Origin of the sequence: Halobellus captivus (assembly GCF_003697845.1) — an archaeon.
GTDB classification, from domain to species: Archaea; Halobacteriota; Halobacteria; order Halobacteriales; family Haloferacaceae; genus Halorubrum; species Halorubrum glutamatedens.
The window spans coordinates 104,749-121,618 of the sequence record NZ_RDQE01000002.1 but is presented as its reverse complement, the minus strand read 5'-3'; the positions used below and the strand labels follow the sequence as shown (position 1 = coordinate 121,618).

The 16,870-nt window shown below is 59.9% G+C and carries 12 protein-coding genes; 8 read left to right on the top strand and 4 right to left on the bottom strand.

Annotated features, from left to right (window positions below; all coding sequences use genetic code 11):
- The first annotated feature begins 71 nt into the window (after positions 1-71).
- Both EAO78_RS02630 and EAO78_RS02625 read left to right on the top strand, forming a co-directional pair.
- Positions 72-1,412 carry a class-III pyridoxal-phosphate-dependent aminotransferase gene (locus EAO78_RS02630; RefSeq protein ID WP_122104311.1) on the top strand — a complete coding sequence of 447 codons (1,341 nt, stop codon included), beginning with the start codon at positions 72-74 and terminating at the stop codon, positions 1,410-1,412.
- Positions 1,413-1,529: 117 nt separating this feature from the next.
- Positions 1,530-2,480 (top strand): HhH-GPD family protein, encoded by a 951-nt coding sequence (locus tag EAO78_RS02625; protein ID WP_122104310.1) that lies wholly within the window; start codon positions 1,530-1,532, stop codon positions 2,478-2,480.
- A 67-nt stretch (positions 2,481-2,547) separates the two neighbouring features.
- Here the strand turns inward: EAO78_RS02625 and EAO78_RS02620 are convergent, their stop codons facing one another.
- Entirely contained in the window at positions 2,548-3,705 is a 1,158-nt protein-coding gene (locus EAO78_RS02620) for a hypothetical protein (protein ID WP_122104309.1), read from the bottom strand.
- Positions 3,698-5,452 (bottom strand): DEAD/DEAH box helicase, encoded by a 1,755-nt coding sequence (locus EAO78_RS02615; protein WP_122104308.1) that lies wholly within the window; start codon positions 5,450-5,452, stop codon positions 3,698-3,700. The genes EAO78_RS02620 and EAO78_RS02615 overlap by 8 nt, the downstream gene beginning before the upstream one ends.
- 145 nt (positions 5,453-5,597) lie before the next feature.
- Between EAO78_RS02615 and EAO78_RS02610 the strand changes: the two genes are divergently transcribed.
- The 6 genes from EAO78_RS02610 (at position 5,598) to EAO78_RS02595 (ending at position 13,726) form a co-directional block, all read left to right on the top strand.
- Complete coding sequence (locus EAO78_RS02610; protein WP_122104307.1) at positions 5,598-8,813, top strand: DUF499 domain-containing protein; 3,216 nt, start codon at positions 5,598-5,600, stop codon at positions 8,811-8,813.
- A gap of 90 nt (positions 8,814-8,903) precedes the next feature.
- On the top strand, positions 8,904-9,635 hold the full coding sequence (locus EAO78_RS17635) for a hypothetical protein (protein ID WP_136516477.1): 732 nt from the start codon (positions 8,904-8,906) through the stop codon (positions 9,633-9,635).
- Between the two features lie 189 nt (positions 9,636-9,824).
- Entirely contained in the window at positions 9,825-12,485 is a 2,661-nt protein-coding gene (locus tag EAO78_RS02605; RefSeq protein WP_122104306.1) for a DUF1156 domain-containing protein, read from the top strand.
- 10 nt (positions 12,486-12,495) lie between these two features.
- Positions 12,496-13,047 (top strand): type II toxin-antitoxin system death-on-curing family toxin, encoded by a 552-nt coding sequence (locus tag EAO78_RS02600; RefSeq protein WP_122104305.1) that lies wholly within the window; start codon positions 12,496-12,498, stop codon positions 13,045-13,047.
- Between the two features lie 2 nt (positions 13,048-13,049).
- A complete protein-coding gene (locus EAO78_RS18050; RefSeq protein ID WP_203227810.1) occupies positions 13,050-13,187 on the top strand; it encodes a hypothetical protein in 138 nt (45 codons plus the stop codon).
- Positions 13,188-13,342: 155 nt separating this feature from the next.
- Positions 13,343-13,726 (top strand): hypothetical protein, encoded by a 384-nt coding sequence (locus tag EAO78_RS02595; protein WP_122104304.1) that lies wholly within the window; start codon positions 13,343-13,345, stop codon positions 13,724-13,726.
- 4 nt (positions 13,727-13,730) lie between these two features.
- Here EAO78_RS02595 and EAO78_RS02590 read toward each other — a convergent pair whose 3' ends face one another.
- Both EAO78_RS02590 and EAO78_RS02585 read right to left on the bottom strand, forming a co-directional pair.
- Positions 13,731-15,491, bottom strand: a complete 1,761-nt coding sequence (locus EAO78_RS02590) for a 5-methylcytosine restriction system specificity protein McrC (RefSeq protein WP_122104303.1) — start codon at positions 15,489-15,491, stop codon at positions 13,731-13,733.
- Positions 15,491-16,720 carry an AAA family ATPase gene (locus EAO78_RS02585; protein WP_122104302.1) on the bottom strand — a complete coding sequence of 410 codons (1,230 nt, stop codon included), beginning with the start codon at positions 16,718-16,720 and terminating at the stop codon, positions 15,491-15,493. Before EAO78_RS02585 ends, EAO78_RS02590 begins: the two co-directional genes overlap by 1 nt.
- Positions 16,721-16,870 lie beyond the last annotated feature (150 nt).

Here is a 16,870-nt window from a genome sequence, read left to right as displayed (position 1 = left end):
GACGCGTTCGTCGCCGGGCGTCCTCCCATGGTAGCCCCCCGTTTTTTCGCCGTCGGGATACATCCCATCGTATGGACCGTGACACCGTAACACCCGAAGTGGCCGATTTCCCCGGCGAGCGAGCCCAGGAGTGGGTCGATCACCACCACCGATCGGCGGCGCCGAGCACGTACGTCTACGAGTTCGTCTGGGACCGCACCGCGCCCGCGACGGGACCCTTCTGTACCGACGTCGACGGCAACGTCCTCCTGGACTTCACGAGCCACGTCGCCGCCGCGCCGCTCGGATACAACAACCCGCTCATCACCGAGCCGCTCGAGGAGTTCGATATCGTGGATCCGACGAAGATCGCGGGACAGGACTTCTACGTCTCCGACGGCAACCCGCCGGGCGAGGCGGCTCCCGGTCCCGCCGACCTCATGGACCGGCTCACCGACATCACCGCCCACTACGACATGGACACCGTGTTCCTCTCGAACTCGGGCGCGGAGGCGGTCGAGAACGCGATCAAGATCTCATACGACGCCGCCGACGGCGCGAAGTACGCGATCACCTTCGAGGGCGCGTTCCACGGGCGGACGCTCGGCGCGCTCTCGCTCAACCGCTCGAAGTCGGTCTATCGCCGGGACTTCCCGGAGATGAGCGGCGTCCACGACGCGCCGTTCTGTGACGACCGGACGTGTTCGGCCAACACCTGCTCGTGTGGCTTCTTCGCCGACGGCGAGTCCCGACTCCGCGAGAAGTTCGACCCGAAGAGCGGCCACATCGACCCCGACGAGGTCGCGTACCTCATCATGGAGCCGATCCAGGGCGAGGGCGGCTATCGGTTCCCCTCGGAGGCGTTCACCGACGAGATCGCCGACCTCGTCGAGGAACACGACATCACCCTCATCGCCGACGAGATCCAGTCCGGACTCGGCCGGACCGGCGAGATGTGGGGTGCGGACAACTACGCGCTCGAGCCCGACGTGATCACGAGCGCGAAGGGCCTGCGCGTCGGCGCGACCGTCTCCCGGTCGGACGTGTTCCCCGAGGAGACCGGTCGGATCTCCTCGACGTGGGGGGCGGGCGATATCATCGGCTCCCTTCAGGGCTCGCTGACGATCGACGCGATCCGCGAGGAGGGGCTCATGGAGAACGCGAGCGAGCGCGGCCGACAGTTCCTCGAGACGATGCGCGACGCCGATCCCGAGGGCGTCGTCGACGTGCGCGGAAAGGGGCTCATGCTCGCCGTGGAGTTCGACACGACGGACCGCCGCGACGAGGTGGTCGAACGGGCGGTCCGACACGGCCTGCTCACCCTGGCATGCGGCCAGAAGGTGATCCGGATCCTCCCGCCGCTCGACGTCACCGAACGCGAGATCGACCTCGGCTGTGATCTGTTGACGACCGCGATCGCCGAGGTCGCGTAGCGGCTCGCCGCCCACGGTTCGGGTCCTCCTCGATCGACTCTCGATCCCGCCGCCCGTCTTCTCACTCGCGTCGATCCGGACCATCACCGATAAACCGCCCGCGTTCCGACGAGACGTATGACCGACCACGACGGGACCTCCTCCCGCGGACTCGCCGCCGACGACGCTCCGTCGCTTCCGGCGGACCGCGACGCGGTTCGCACCGCGCTCGTCGAGTGGTACGAGGGGGACCATCGCGAGTTCCCCTGGCGGCGGACGACCGATCCCTACGAGATCCTCGTCAGCGAAGTGATGAGCCAACAGACGCAACTCGATCGGGTCGTTCCCGCGTGGGAGGACTTCCTCGAGCGCTGGCCGACCGCGGCCGCTCTCGCGGACGCCGACCGAAGCGACGTGGTCGCCTTCTGGTCGGATCACTCGCTCGGATACAACAACCGCGCGAAGTACCTCCACGAGGCGGCGACGCAGGTCGGGACGGAGTACGGCGGGGAGTTCCCGGAGTCTCCGGAGGAGCTTCAGGAGCTGATGGGCGTCGGCCCGTACACCGCCAACGCGGTGGCGTCGTTCGCGTTCGACGCGGGCGACGCGGTCGTCGACACCAACGTGAAACGCGTGCTCTACCGCGCGTTCGACGTCCCGGACGACGACGCGGCCTTCGAGCGGGTCGCCTCCCACCTCATGCCCGAGGGCGGCTCCCGAACCTGGAACAACGCGATCATGGAACTCGGCGGCGTCGCCTGCGGGAAGAAACCACGGTGTGACGAGGCCGGGTGTCCCTGGCGCGAGTGGTGTCACGCGTACCAAACGGGCGACTTCACCGCGCCCGACGTGCCCACACAGCCGAGCTTCGAGGGGAGCCGTCGGCAGTTCCGCGGGCGCGTTGTTCGACTCCTCGGCGAACACGAGGAGATCGAGATAGACACGCTCGGCCATCGGATTCGAGTAGACTACACGCCGGACGGCGAACACGGGCGAGAGTGGCTGCGAGGTCTCCTTTCGGACCTTTCCGATGACGGTCTCGTCCAGATCGAGAACGGGGACGATCGGATAACTGCTCGCCTCCGGTAGCAATCAGTCGATCTGTTGGTCGTGACCGGTCGAACTACTCCGGGTCTTCAGGTGAAGAACCATGATCTCACTGTTCTTTAGCACAGATCTGACATTCGAGACCGTTCGAAATCGATCGTAGCGGGTTGTGTTCAGAGAGTACCCGATCACACGACGCACATCGTACAGTCTCCGTCACCCCGCTCCCGTATCCGAGAGTAACGGTTCGACTTGTGTCCCCGTCACGAAGCTTGAAATCGACCTCGCCCCGCTCGTACTCGATCTCCGTCAACGTGAGCGGCGTGACCCGCACGTCGAGTGCGTGCCGCTCCCGGATCTCGCGCTGTCGCTCGGGGAACCCACCGTCACGGCGCTCTCGTAACTCGTTGAGCGTCTCGTCGAGTTCCTCGTACTCCGATTTGAGTTCCTTTCGTTCCCGCAGCGCTTGGACCCGTGAACCTTCGTCTCCGGTGTTGATCTGCTCACTCAGGTCGCTGATCTTCGACGACAAGTCCGAGTGTTCCTCCAGTAGTTCCTCGATGCGCTGCTCTTGCAGCCGGCGGTACTCTTCGACTTCCGAATCTGCCGCACGGGAGGCTTCCCGATGGATCTCGTCGAGTCGGTCTTGTAGCCCGTCCAGGACCAGCTCACGAGCCGTATCTAGAAGCGGTTCCACCTCCGTTCGTCCCAATTGCGCGTAGCCACCGGAGACTTCGCTGGATTCTATCGACGTCAGTTCGAGGAAGGAATCCGCTAATTCCGGTAGATGATCCCCTGATCGTGCATCCACGGCGACGGCGCGGAGGAACTCTCGTTGGTATTCACTGACGGTCTCGATGCCGACGCGGAAGAGAACCACGACGGCCGTGCGGTCGTAGTACGGAGTGAACTCCACGTTCTGTACTCCAACGCCGCCATTGTGGATCCACTCCGGCGTCTCGATATCAGAGTTGCTCTCGATCGATAGCTTGCCAGTAGGCGACCGTTCCCCTGCCTCACGGAGGAGTCGCTGAAAGAACGCACTCTCCGGATGCAGCCGCTTCGTGCCATCATCGTCATCGTCTGGAGCACCCTCTCCACGGACGAGCGTGTGTTTTCCGTGGGAGATCCCGGCGTCCGTGTCTTCAGGTACCGACACCACCCAGTGTTCGTCGCTTCGCTCGATGGAGCAGCCGAGAGAGCGAAGATACCGTTCCGTGAACTGCTCTACCGCGGATCGCGTGACGGGGATCGACGCGTCAGGCATCGCCCTCCCCGAGGTCAAATCCTTCGAACACGGCGCTGTTGAACTCCTCCAGTTTGTTGGCGAGCTCACGCTGTTCCTGGAGGTCAACGGCCATCGCGTCGAAGTCGTTCTCAAGATCGACTTCGGAGTTAGCGTTCATCAGCCGTTCAAAGATCTCGTCTTCGAAGCTCGTCCCCGACTCTTCCAAGCGGCTTAAGATCGAGCTCAGTTCACCAACGCTCTGCTGGAATAGATCGATCTTGTGGTACAACCGTTCCAGTACGTACTCTTCGATCGTGTCTTTCAGCGCCATATTGAAGATGAAGACATCCCGTTTCTGTCCGATTCGATGTATCCGACCGATGCGTTGTTCGACGCGCATCGGGTTCCAGGGCAAGTCTAAATTGACCAACATATTGCAGAATTGGAGGTTTCGGCCTTCGCTCATCGCGTCGGTTGAAACGAGAATTCCTCCCTCCTCTTCGAAGTCTTCGACGATCCGCTCCTTCTCGCTACTTGAGTGCCCGCCGTGGAACGCATGTACTGTGTATCCCTCCGAGACGAGTCTGTCGAGGATCCGCTGTTGGGTTGCTCGGAATTGAGTGAAGACGATGACCCTCCCCATCTCGACGTTGTCGCGGGCTTCTTCGACGATGTCCAAGAGCCGCTCCTGTTTGGTTACCGTATCGATCTCATCGATCAGGTCCAGGATGGTCTCCAGTTCGTCCGCGTGCGTGAGCTCCGACTGTTCGTAGAGCCTCTTCTCGATAGTCCGCTTAAGTGCGACCGGGCTGCTGACGACTTCCTTCTGGAGGAGCATCAACACGAGCTTCTGGCCCTGGTCCTGGCCGTAGGCACCTTTCACGTAGTCAGAGACTGCCTGGTAGAGTTCGCGTTCCTTCGGGGTTGGGTCGAACGTCCGTGTGTCGATCGTCCGGTCGGTGAAGTCGATGTCCGTGTCCTCCCGTCGGTTCCGGATCATCACCCTGTTCAGGCGGTCCTGCAGTTCGTCTCGATTCACCAGCGTCTCCTGGCTACCGTTGACGAAGTAGTGGTGGAAGACGTCACGGGTTCCGAACAGCCCGGGTCGGAGCAGCGAGACCACGTTGTACAGGTCCGTCAGCTCGTTCTGTATCGGTGTCGCCGTCAGGAAGAACGCATAGTCGTAGGAGAGCCGGTCGATCAGGTCGTAGCGGTCCGTCTCCTCGTTCTTGACGTAATGTGCCTCGTCGAGTACCAGCACGTCCCAGTCGCGGTCAAGGACGGTCCGACGGTGTCGCTCGCTCTTCGCAGTATCGATGCTTGCGATGACGTAGTCGTGGGCGTCGAAATCTTCGAATTCATCGTCGTAGTTACAGATGAAGTCGAGTCCGAACTTCTCACGGAGTTCCGCTTGCCACTGTTTGGCCAGTTGTGCGGGCGTGAGGATGAGGACGGAATCGTCCGTCTCTCGGAAGTGCATCTCCTTGAGGATCATCCCGACCTCGATGGTCTTTCCGAGCCCGACCTCGTCTGCGAGGAGGGCCTTCCCGTCCATCTCGAAGAGGGCGCGGTAGGCGGCATCGACCTGGTGTTCGAGTAGCTTGACTGAGTTCTCGTCCAGCTCTTTCAGCGACCGAAGTTCGGAGTCCGGCTGGCCCGCTTGGAGACGGACAGCCTGGATACTCCGTAGATGGTCCTCCTCAGTGCCGTCCTCAGACAGCGAATCGAGAAGGTCGCCAGCGGGTTCGTGTGTGACCTCGACATCCACGAGGTCGTATCCGCTCATACGTTCGTAGAGACAGGTGAGCGTGAAATACGTTTTGTGACCGACGGTCGTGGATCGGTACGCAGTACCGTTGTTGCGCCTCGGGACGTGTTCATCGGGACCATAGTGTTTATTGGGTGCCACTGAGGTTTGTTTAAGTATCAAGATGGCACAGACGGGATCCTTATCGAACACCCTCGAAGACACGGTTACCCTCAGCCGTGAGCTTCGAGAAGAGGGGCAGATCGACGGGCAGGTCAAGCTCTACAACGTTGACGACGACGACGAGTTCGAGTCCGATGCGGAACTCTTCTTCGAGCGGACGCTGATGACACAGGGCCTTCGGGAGGCCCTCTCGATACTCCGCGATTCGTTGACTGGTGATGACCCTCGGGGAACGCACGTCCTCTACGGACCGTACGGCAGCGGGAAGTCCCACCAGATGGTGGCGCTGTACCACTGTTTCGACGATCCCACGGCAGCAGGCGCGTGGGTGAGTGGTTCGGTTGAGGGGTTCGATGCCGCGCTTCCGGAGTCCGCGACACCGGTCACGGTTGCCATGCAGAACGAACAGTACGAGTACCTCTGGGAGCCGTTCTTCGAGGCGCTCGGTTACGATCCCGGAACGTTCGAGTCGGGTGGGTACCCCGACATGCAGACGATCCAGGAGGCCGTCGGCGACGACACGGTCGCGTTCTTCGTGGACGAGCTGGAGGACTGGTTCGACACGCTGCAGGGCGACCGCAAGAGCGCGAACAAGGCGTTCCTCCAGTCGCTGCTCGAATCGACCGCGCTCTCCGACCTCGAACTCTACACTATCGTCTCCGTCCTCCGAGAGGGGTCCGAGGTTCACGACATTCTGAATCGGGAACGGGCGGTCGAGGTCAACATGAACAACCAGGTGGACAAGCGCGAGGTCCTTCGCCACCGCCTGATCGACTCCGTAGACGAGGGTGCAGCCCGAGAGATCGTCAACGGGTACTTCGACGCGTACGACCAAGCCGACGGGCACGTCGATCTCCCCGACGACCTGCTGTCGGAGATGCACGACCTCTATCCGTTCCACCCCGTGCTTCTGGACGCGCTCGAGACGCGCTACTACGCCGACGAGGGCAACCAGAACACGCGCGGGATGATCTACCTCTTCTCGAAGGTCCTCCTGCAGATGCAGGACCAGACGGACCTGATCACGCACGGCGACATCGACGCCATCGAGTTCGAAGACGAACTGGCGAAGATCAACTACGAACGGCTGAACGCCGCCACCGGCGACATCAAAAGCCGTATCGACACCGATGAAGTGCCTCACGGTCGCCGCATCCTGAACACGATCCTCCTGTACTCGTTGAAGCCCAGCGAGGGCGAGGGCGCGGAGGTCTCGGAGATCGTGATGGGTGCCTACCAGACGGGTGACCTCGTCTCCGACGTCGTCCTCAACCTCGAACGGTTGCACGGCGTCGCGTGGCACCTCCACAAGCTGAACGGGAAGTACGCCATTCGAGACCGACAGAACCCCAACGCGCTCATCCGGAACGCGGCCGTGGACGTGTCGGAGACGTCCGCGAAGGCCGAGATCGCGGACTTCATCACCGACATCTTCGGATCGAACGCGCACCCTGTCGGATTCCGGACCAACGACATGCGGGACATCCCGGACGACCGTGAGGTGAAGGTCGTCGTGAAGGACGGCCAGTGGACCCAAGCGGAGGTGAAGAAGGTCATCACGAACGACGGTCGCGGCCGCGAGTGGCGCAACACGCTCGTGTTCGTGCAGCCCTCGGGCGAGAAGGCCATCGAGTCGGGAACACGGTACATCGACAAGGCACGGTATATCGAGGGCGCGCGGCAGGTGCTCGCCGACGAGTCTCTCGACGACGAGATCCGCACGTCGATTCGCAGTATGAAGGAACAGGAGGAGAACGAACTCCGCGAGGAGCTCCAACTCCTGTACGGCGACGTGATCGACGGGGACGATCTGATGGACGACGACGAGTGGGCGAAAGTGGAGCCGATGGACCTCGACGTCTTTGTCCTCGACGAGGCGGAACTCGACGCCTCGAACATCGCGGACTCCGCGGCAGCTGACCCGTTCGACCTCCGGTCGCACGTCTGGGACATCGCCGAGGACCTGCTGGAACGACGCGGAGAGATCTCTGTCGAGGACGTCTACGAGCAGTTCCTCCGTGACCCGGAGCTCCCGATCCCCGGCAGCCCGAACGACGTGTTGAACGCGACCGTCGAAGCGCTCGGCGGCAAGCCGGTGCTCGCCCGTGACACCGGCGGGTTCCGCGACGACCTCTCCGGAAGCTCGCTGGACACCGTGCTCGTTCACCAGGACGACGTGGACGTGTGGGGCGTCGATGACGCCGAGCAGGAGCTCCGCCAGCGCTTCGGGAGCGGGACGAGTGCGCTCGACATCGGCGACTTCGAGTTGGAGCTCGTCGAGGACGGCGAGATCTGGATCGACGGCGACAGCCACGACGTCGTGATGCGGGCTCTCGGTCGGCTCGCCCACGAGGACCAGTACGTCATCGTGAAGGGGAACGAGATCCTCGACAAGCCGCAGTCCGACGCGACCCTCCGCGACGTCGGCGGTGCGGAGGTCGTCGGTGCGTCGTCCCTCGTGGACCGTATCGAGGAGCACATCGACGACGACGGGTACGCGAACCTCGACACGATCATCGGCGAGGTTCGGTCGGATGAAGCGGTGTTCCTGCCGCCGGACGAGACCGAGTCGGTCGCTCGTGAGGCGGTCAACGAGTTCCTCGTGGACGACTACGTGCTGGAGGCCGGCGGTCGGTACCTCGGATCGCTCGGCGACCGCGAGCCGACGACGGTGAAGATCGTCCCGACGGTGTCCGACCGGATCGGCGACCGGATCCTGTCGTACCTCGAGGACCTGGACCCGGGCGACCAGTTCACCGTCAACAAGGTCACCGACCGCTTCGACGACAGCGTCACCGAGTACATGGTGCGGACGTTCCTGTTGGAGAACATCGGGAAGGACGAGGAGCCGGAGTACGTCGTCAACACGACCGGGTCGGACAAGGCCACCGACTGGGTGCCCGGCTATCCGTTCCGGAAGGCCGACACGGAGGCCGATACGTGGCGCTTCGAGTACAACGGCGACGACGTCGCCGCGATGCGGAGCAAGTGGCGGAACAACCACCAGACGGGAAGCGTCGAGTACGGCGACGTCACGTTCATGCTGCCCGAACGGGAGGGTGTTCCCGGTGCTCTTCAGGGAACCGCCGACGTCGAGCGCACGCAGGTCAGCTTGACGTTGCGGTCCGAACAGGACTACACGAAGGTGCAGGACCTCTTCGAGCGGATGCCCGAGGAGGCGTCGAGTCTGAAGATCGAGATCAGCTTCCAGAAGTAGAAAACAGACGATGAGCCTTATATTGTGACTAACGGCCGTTTACGTACTCCGATAAATTATCTTTTTGTTACTTCGAACGTAGAATGAAATATGGGTGAAAATGAAACATCTGAAGACGGTCTCAGTGAGATCGAACTAGACGATTTCCATGGTCAACTGTACAGTGCTGCAGCAATCCTTTCCGGATTGATGATCGCTGATAGTTCAAGTATTATTCCACCACAATCAGAGTATTCCATTCTTAATACCACACTTCTCGTCGCCTTCCTCGCTTATTTCGGAACTCTCCTCATTGGTAGATTCATACATACATATCACGACTATGTAAGGAGCGCATACCAGAGCATTATTTTAAGATTCGATCGTTTTCTACCCGTCTCTGGAGAATTTAACGAATATCATATCGGATGGGTACTCGGGATTATTTTCGTCATTCTTCTTTTTGTTGATTCAGTTGTTAAGACCCGCGTCATTGGAGCGGTTTATTTGCTCATTATCGTAGGTGCCGCCATACATGAATACAGGTCTGAAGAAATACCGGAACCGTCCGCATTCTTCAGAGATCTCGTTGCTATATCTCTTTCTTCCGCTCTTTCGGTGGTGGTCCTAGTTACGATAGCACCCTTCCTCGCCGAAGTCCATGGGCAATTCGGAGCAGTCCTGAGCGGAGTCATTAGTGTCGCCATTATTTTACTCATATTATACCTCCTTCACAAAAGTCATTCTCGAGAATCCTTGTTGACGTTTCACATTCTTGTCGGTCTATCGTTTCCGATCGTCGTAACGGCGCTCGCAATCATATTATATTTACTTCCACTATAACTGGAATTTATTCCACGGAATCGACTGTCCAAATTGGAACGTTCGTTGTTTGGTAGTTGTAGCGCACGAACGATCTGATCTGAGATTGTTCTGTATACAACCGCGTGATCCGCCAGTCGTCGCCACTTCACCGTCATCGAGAACGCACACTTATGAGGTTCCTGCGTAATTCCGTCTACATACTGAATCATGTCCGAGCAATCCGGGTCCTCGCAGGAGCGGCACGAGCGGACCGAACTCCCCATCGAGCGCGGGTTTCCCATCGAGCGCGTGAACGAGATCGCCGAGAAGGAGGGCCGGGCGAAGATGTACTACCGCCCGATCTACACGATGCACAAGTGGTGGGCGCGACGCCTCGGCTGTGTCTTCCGCGCTATTTCTCTCTACACGCTGCTGGACGACCCGGAGAAGATCTCGGTGTTCGAGCCGGGCCACGAGGGAAGCACGCTCGCGTCCTACGGCGACGACGCTGACGGCGAATCCGACCTCGACGTCGCATCGCTGCTCGAACGCGTGGACATGACCGACCCGGAGAGCCTCTGGAAACTCTACCCCAAGGACGTCCGCGTCGAGGACAAGAAGATCCTCGATCCGTTCATGGGCGGTGGTACGTCGCTCGTCGAGGCATCGCGCTTCGGCGCTGAGGTCGTCGGGAATGACCTGAACCCTGTCGCGTGGTTCGTCACGAAGAAGGAACTCGAAGCGGGCAAGACTGACGTCGAAAAGCTTGAGGAAGCATTCGAGCAGGTGAAGGAGGACGTCGCCGACGAGATCACGCAGTACTACAAGACGCCCTGCCCGAACGGCGACCACGAAGCGGATGTGATGTACAACTTCTGGGTGAAGGAGTTGGATTGTGTTTCCTGCGGGCACACGGTTCCGCTGTTCAAGGATTACCGCATTGCTGCTGGTCGCTATGAAAATGACGACAAGTACAACGTGCTATGTCCGGACTGTGGTTCGGTGACGCTAGTAGATGACTGGCAGTCGGAGGGTGTTTGTAACGACTGTGGTCACGGCTTTGTCCCGAAGGAAGGAAACGTCTCACGCGGGGGGAAGTACAACTGCCCTGACTGCGGGCAAAAGTACGCGATTACGGACGCGATTCAGGAACAGGGAGGATATGATCTCCGACTCTATGCTGTCGAATATTACTGTGACCACTGTGATGAAGCTGGCAAGGAAAAGAGTGTACACAAAGGGTATAAGAAAGTAGTAGCTGAGGATACTTCTCTTTTTGAGGAAGCCAAACAAGAATGGGAAACCTCTGAGGAACTCCACGAATATCGGCCCGATGAGAAGATTCCACCTGGCCATATGACTTCTGAGCGGAACCCAGTATTTGACCATGGATATAGTGAATGGACAGATATGTTTAATGAGCGGCAACTGTTGTCCTTCTCGAAAATCCTTCAGTCGATAGATCAGATTGAAGACCAAAACATATCTGAGTACCTCTTGCTGGCGTTTTCTGATTCTCTTCGGACGAATACTATGATGGTGTCGTATGATATGGGCTACAACAAGATTGGGGACTTCTTCAGAACGAACTCCTTTGACCCTCCTATGTATCCCGTCGAGAACAACGTCTGGGGTGCAGACTTCGGACGTGGAACATTCAAATCGTCCTTTGATATGGTCAAGACAGGGGTAGAATACGCTTCTGCTCCTACTGAAAGATATGTTGATGATGGTGAGTCCGTAAAATCAGAACCATTCTCCAAGCCGATTGGTGAGAATTCAACCATTCATCTGGGTGATATGAGAAAGTTGGAAACAAAGAATGAATTTGACGCTGTGATCACAGATCCACCCTACTATGACAATATCATTTATTCGGAGGTTGCAGACTACTTCTACGTCTGGTTAAAGACGCTACTCGAGGACCGTTATGAGGGATTCGACGAAGACCAGACACCTCGGGCTGAGAGTATCGTTGCTAACCCGTATCTTGGTAAAGGATCGGAAGAGTTCGAATCCGAGCTACATGAAGCATTCACTTCCATCCGAACAGCGCTCAAAGACGACGGAGTCCTTTCGTTCACATACCATCACAGTGACTCGGAATCCTGGGGAGAATTACTAGAATCACTCTGTGATGTAGGATTTGAAGTGACTGCCACATATCCTGTTACTGCGGATATTAGCAAGTTCATCGAGGGCGAAGCCGTCTCCTTCGACATCGTCGTCGTCGCCCGTCCCATTGACGACACCGAAGCCGCCTCGTGGAACTCTCTCCGCCGAGACATCTACCGCACGGCCCGACGCACTCGCAAGCAACTCGAAGAGAACCGCGATCTCTCCCGCGGCGACATCGGCGTGATGGAGATGGGCGCGTGTTTCCGCGAGTACTCCAAACACCACGGGAAGGTCCAGCGCGACGGAGAGATCATGTCCGCGAAGGAGGTCGTCCAGGAGATCTACGGCATCATCCAGGAGGCCAGCGACATCGGCGTCGAGGACGTGTTCATCGACCTGCTCGACACGTCGAACCCCTCCTTCGATGACGTCAACAAGCTCTGCCGCGGGACTAATGCTTCCCCGGACGACCTCAAAGAGACGCGCCTGTACAACCAGGACGACGGCTTCGAACTCGGCACGTGGGACGACGAGAAACGCCAGGCGTACATCCAGGAGCGCGTCAACGGCGACGGCGGCGAACACCTCTCGAACCTCGACAAACTTCAGTTCCTCCGCTACCGCTACGAGAAGGGCCAGGCGGTCCAGAACTACGTCGAGAAGTGGGACGTCGATGACGACCTGCGCGAGCTCGCCGGCCGGCTCGCCGACGTGACCGGCGACGACACGTACACGCGGGTGCTCGGAGACCGGGACATCACGAGTTACTGAGGAGCGAACGATGGATGGAGATTCGGAATCGACACGGTACCTTTCGGCCGACGACATCCTGACCATACACGAGCTCATCGTCGAGTCGAACGACGACACCGAACCGGGAGTGTCCTCGCGCGGCGATGTCGAATACGCCGTGGATGCAATACGTGAGGGGCACTTCGGTCAGGCACCCGAAGGCATTCACGAGAAGTCGTATCAGATCCTTCGACTCCTCGCCGCAAACCACCCGTTCATCGATGGGAACAAGCGTACGGCGTTGATGTCAGTGCGTCTCTTCTACGCGCTGAACGGATTGGAATTCGACTACGACCGTCGAATCAAGGAGATTCTGAAGGAGTTAGCGACAGACGAGGCCGCCGTCGAAGCCGACACCGTGCTCTCGTACTTTCGAGAACACACCGAGCCTCTCTCACCGGAGTTTCAGGCGACCGTCGAACTCTGGCTATCACGGATCGACGCGAGCGACAGTCTTCCGGACGGCCTCGGAATCGAGTCGGCCGAAGAGGACACGGATGAACCGAACGGTTATGACAACAGCACGCGTAGCGGGGAATAAGAATGGCTACCGAAGGTGAGCAACCGCCGATCCCCGACGAAATGTCTTCCGAGGAGGCACGGCGGTATCTCATCCGCTTCCTCGGCCAGCAAGATCTCGACGAGCACGAAGAGATCTACGATGAACTCGCGCGGGAGTGATTGAGCGTGAAGAAACCTCGTCCCGAACTGCGAGCCGACACCGACGAGCGTGCTTACCCACCAGACTTCGAGGCGTTGACTCCCCCGGAGGACCTCTTCAGCGAAGACTGAGGTACCGCACCCCTTTTTGACCCCTCGGCGACGTTCCGTAAGTAATGGCAGGCCCCGGACAGATACCCGGACGGTACAATCTCGTCATCGAAGGTGCCTACGAGACCTTCGAACATCAGATCCCCGTGAAAGAGTTCCTCCAGCGGCTCACGGAAGACGATATACCCGAGAAAGTGAGCGTTGTCGGACTCGCGGACACCCTGGGTGACGATGACCTGGCGAATGAACTCGCCCGTGAGATGGACCGACGCGCGAACGACCTGGAGTATCAAAGTCCCACGATACAGTTCGTCGTCGAAGGGTCGTTCCACCGGAGTGGGAAGACCTACGACCTCCGATACGACGACGAACTCTACTCGCTCCAGCAGGTCTTCGGTCCACAACTCGAACGGAAAGGAGACGGGGAGTGGCTCATCGCGCCGTTCTGACACGCTATAACAGCTTCAGGGGCCCTTCTTTCTCCACCTCACCGGATCCGTTCTGGAGGAAGTAGAGGTCGATCCACTCTTGCCCGTGGTCACGACAGAACACCGGCACGCACGTCGTCGTATGCTCGTAGCGCTGTTCACAGCGCGTCTCGATTTGTTCTCGCGTCCAGTCACCGTCTTGCTCTAAGTCGTACCGATTGCGGACCTCCCACGAATGTTCGTCGGCAGCAGCCTTGAGTACGCGTAGCGAGAAGTCCCGAGCGTCCTTGAAGGTGAACGGACCGCTCATCGACTTCGCGTCGCTCAGCTCCGCTTCTTCGATACCGTCGAGGCACAGTCGGTTCTCCGCGACGGCGCGGAACGCTTCGAGTTCGGGTGATCCCGTGACGAGTACCTCGTGTAGGTACCTCTGGATGACGTCACCGTATTCTTCCAGGGTGAACTCCTGCTCGGGAGAGACGATATGCAGTTCGGCACCGGTCTGGGTGACCCGACGACGCCTCGGTTCGAGAAGCGGACACAGGAACGCGAGCCGATCGGAGTGAAGGAGGTAGGCGTAGCTGAACAGCCGCGACCGGGACGGCGACTCCTTCACCGGGTCGTGGCCTTCCGCGTAGTACTTCGAGTCCAGCACAGCCAGCGTCTCGTCGCCCTCCTGTACCGCGTGGTCCGGTTCGTGGTAGATCTGGCCCTCACCCGCGAACGGGTTCACGGACGGTGACCGGACGGGCGTCACGTCGTCGAGGTCGCCGAGGTGGTCGTAGGACTTGATGTACGAGAGCTCGCGCTCGATGACGACCTGCGAGTACTGCTCGAACAGCGACTCCATATTCAGGACGTAGTCCACCACGAGTTCTCGCGGGCCGTCACGGAGTTGCTGGCCGAGCGACGACGACATCACCGCCTTGGCGACGTCGAACGCCTTCCGGTAGTACCGTCGCTGCTTCGGGAGGTCGCTGAGCGACAGGCGTCGATACGCGTCCATCCGGTCCAACCCGCTGCTGACACCCATGCTCTCCAGGCGCTCCACCTCTCGGTGAACTTCCGAGAAGATGCGGTCGTACGCGGGGTGGTCGTTCTCGTGGGAGTTCTGCCGGAAGAGCCGAAGCAGCGTCTTTCCGGCGAAGTGGAGCAGCGAGTTCGCGGCGTTGTCGTACTCGGTCTCGTTGCGGATCCAGTGTGGCTCCAGCGTCCCGCGAGCGTGATTCAGTAGGGTCTGCTCGACGTCGATCTCACCCCGACCGTCGAGACTGTCGAGGCGTCGGATGACCAGGTCGCGGATGTACCCCTGCCGGTGTATCGTCTCCAACCCATCGAGGTAGTTGATCGCCAGCACGACGAACACGTCGTCGAGATGGATGTCGTCGGAGAGGAAGTCCCGGAGCGGGATCCCGTGGTACTCGATGGAGCGGTTCTGATCGTAGACCGCCAGGAGCATATCGAAGATGTGCTCCCAGTCGATCTTCGGATCGACCTGCACCTTCGACGACGGCGTGAGGCTCACGACGCCGATGATGTCCGTCGCCTCGACGTGGAGTATCTCGTTCTCGTCGCCGTCTACGGTGACCGTGACGACCTCGTACTCCTGCTCGCCGTCGAGTGCCGCCTGACTCTTCGTGAAGACGCCGGGACTCTGCTGCGTGAACGAAGCGCGACGAAGCTGGTCCCCGATGGACGACGGACAGCCCTCTATCCGGATCTCCCCGCGCTCGGGGACGTTGAAGGTGTCCTGCCCGTACTCGTAGACTTCGTCAACGGTGCTCATTACTCGTAGGAGCCCATCTGGCGTCGCTCCTGTTCGAGTTCGCGTTCGGCCAACTCTGCCGCCGGTGCGAGATCGAACTCCTCGAACTCGCCGTTCATCGCGCGGTAGTGTTCCGCGATGCGCTCGATCTGCGGGAACGCGGCGGCGTTCAGGAGTCGCGGAACGATGTACGTCCGGAACGCCTGTCCGACCGCGTCGGTCTGGTCGTACTCGTACTCCCCGCCTTCTCGACAGCCGACGCCGAGGAAGACGGCGACGTCGCGGTAATGCATCGGGCCGAAGCGCATGATCGACCCTTGTGACGTCGATTCGTGGCCGTGGTTGATCCCCCGGTAGTCCCGCTCGAACAGGCGGAGGATCTCGCTTTCGCCGAGGTCCGTGTGGTCGGTGACGTGTGTGGTGATCCAGTCCTTGAACAGCTGTCGGCGCTTGTCCTCCTCGTACTCGTCGAGTTCGATCATGGCGAACCGCCGGGTGATCGCGTTGTCGAGTTCGTTCACTGTCCGGTCAGACATGTTCATCGTACAGATGATGTTCACCCGCTCGTCCAGTTCGATGGTCTCGCCCTCGTCGGTCTCGAAGATGGTCTGATGGGGGTTCTCGATGGCGGTGTACAGCGGGCCGAAGATCTTCGAGATGTCCGCCCGGGTGATCTCGTCGAGGATGACGCCGTACTCGACGTCGAACCGGCGAGCACGCTGAACGGCTTCGGACACGCACCCGAGTTTCGTCCGGTAGCTTAGCGAGTCGCCGGTGTAGTCCGGACTGATCCCCCCGATGATGTCCGACGGCGTCCACGAGGGCGTCGCGGTGTTGAGGGTGTACCCGATGCCGGTCTCACGTGCGAGCTGCTTGGCGAAGGTCGTCTTCCCCGTGCCGGTCGGCCCGTACAGGACGACCGGCTTCCCGGCGTCGAGCGCGACCTTGGCGTTGCGCTCCACGTCGTTCGGAACGAGTATCTCCTCGGGCGTTTCGTCACCGCGAAGACTCACGACGCGCTTGAGGCGGTCTGAGGCCAGCGGGGACTCCAGTACGGCACGTCGGACCTGACCCAAACCACGCTCTCCGTCGTGGACCACGTCGAGTCTCTCGTCTTCGATCAAAAACTCCAGTACGTCTTCGCTCCCCGCGTTCCGGATCCCTTCGACGACGTCGTCGGTTACACGGTGGAGAATTCCGACTTCGTCTCTCGCATCTTCGAGTGTATAGTCGTCCGACGAGTCGCTCATTATCGAATACAGGTAGTGGGGAGTATATAAAATCCCTTCAGAAAACGACGACGAGAGTGTCAGGTGGTACGGCCGGAAAACCGTACGCTCAAACCCGATCGGTTCTGTGGGGGTTCGGTCCGGATCGCTCGTGTCGAACAGCGACCACGT

Bases quoted from the DNA above. Each gene is read 5' to 3' on its own strand.
- EAO78_RS17635 (WP_136516477.1), top strand. From the start codon at position 8,904: ATGGGTGAAAATGAAACATCTGAAGACGGTCTCAGTGAGATCGAACTA.
- EAO78_RS18050 (WP_203227810.1), top strand. From the start codon at position 13,050: ATGGCTACCGAAGGTGAGCAACCGCCGATCCCCGACGAAATGTCTTCC.
- EAO78_RS02595 (WP_122104304.1), top strand. From the start codon at position 13,343: ATGGCAGGCCCCGGACAGATACCCGGACGGTACAATCTCGTCATCGAA.
- EAO78_RS02610 (WP_122104307.1), top strand. From the start codon at position 5,598: ATGGCACAGACGGGATCCTTATCGAACACCCTCGAAGACACGGTTACC.
- EAO78_RS02620 (WP_122104309.1), bottom strand. From the start codon at position 3,705: ATGCCTGACGCGTCGATCCCCGTCACGCGATCCGCGGTAGAGCAGTTC.
- EAO78_RS02615 (WP_122104308.1), bottom strand. From the start codon at position 5,452: ATGAGCGGATACGACCTCGTGGATGTCGAGGTCACACACGAACCCGCT.
- EAO78_RS02600 (WP_122104305.1), top strand. From the start codon at position 12,496: ATGGATGGAGATTCGGAATCGACACGGTACCTTTCGGCCGACGACATC.
- EAO78_RS02630 (WP_122104311.1), top strand. From the start codon at position 72: ATGGACCGTGACACCGTAACACCCGAAGTGGCCGATTTCCCCGGCGAG.
- EAO78_RS02585 (WP_122104302.1), bottom strand. From the start codon at position 16,720: ATGAGCGACTCGTCGGACGACTATACACTCGAAGATGCGAGAGACGAA.
- EAO78_RS02590 (WP_122104303.1), bottom strand. From the start codon at position 15,491: ATGAGCACCGTTGACGAAGTCTACGAGTACGGGCAGGACACCTTCAAC.
- EAO78_RS02625 (WP_122104310.1), top strand. From the start codon at position 1,530: ATGACCGACCACGACGGGACCTCCTCCCGCGGACTCGCCGCCGACGAC.
- EAO78_RS02605 (WP_122104306.1), top strand. From the start codon at position 9,825: ATGTCCGAGCAATCCGGGTCCTCGCAGGAGCGGCACGAGCGGACCGAA.